Genomic DNA, 567 nt, shown 5'->3' with positions numbered 1-567 from the left:
CCGGCGGCGGCGGCGCGCCCCGTCGCGGTCGGCGACGTGGTCGAGCAGATGCGGCAGCGCGTGCCGGCGCTGCGCATCCTCGCGCAGGTGCGCGCGGGGTGCCTCGCCGTCGCGCTCACCGACGCCGACGAGCGCCGCCTGCGCGCCGCCGGCGCCGACGACGCGTTCGTCGCCGACCTGCGCGCGTCGTGCGTCGCCGCGGCGCCGACGTCGGCGCTCGTCGACTCCTCGGGCGGGCTGATCACGCCGCGCGTCCTGCAGATGCAGCGCGCCTGCGAGCAGGGCGACGCGGTGGTGTGCGACTCGGTCGCCGAGCTGTACGTCGAGGGGATCTTCGCGCCGAAGAACCGCAGCCGCGCCGCCGACTTCCTGTTCGCCGCCTGCGCGGCCGGCCGCACGCCGTCGTGCACGCGCGCCATCGACGTGCTCGACGCGAGCGCTGAGGCGGCCGACCAGCAGCGCGCGGCGCTCGTGCTCACGCAGCGCTGCGAGGTGGACGCGCCGGGCGGCTGCCGGCGCCTGGGCGCGCTCTACCAGCGCGGGCGCGGGGTGCCGCGCGACGCCGAG

1 pseudogene is annotated in these 567 nt (G+C 79.0%); it reads left to right on the top strand.

Annotated features, from left to right (window positions below):
* Positions 1–567, top strand: a pseudogene (locus tag PYV61_RS26440) (hypothetical protein); the annotation flags it as partial.

Source organism: Roseisolibacter sp. H3M3-2 (genome assembly GCF_029211165.1).
Taxonomy (GTDB): domain Bacteria; phylum Gemmatimonadota; class Gemmatimonadetes; order Gemmatimonadales; family Gemmatimonadaceae; genus Roseisolibacter.
Note: the sequence above shows the minus strand (reverse complement) of the source record. Positions and strands in the feature narration are given on the sequence as shown.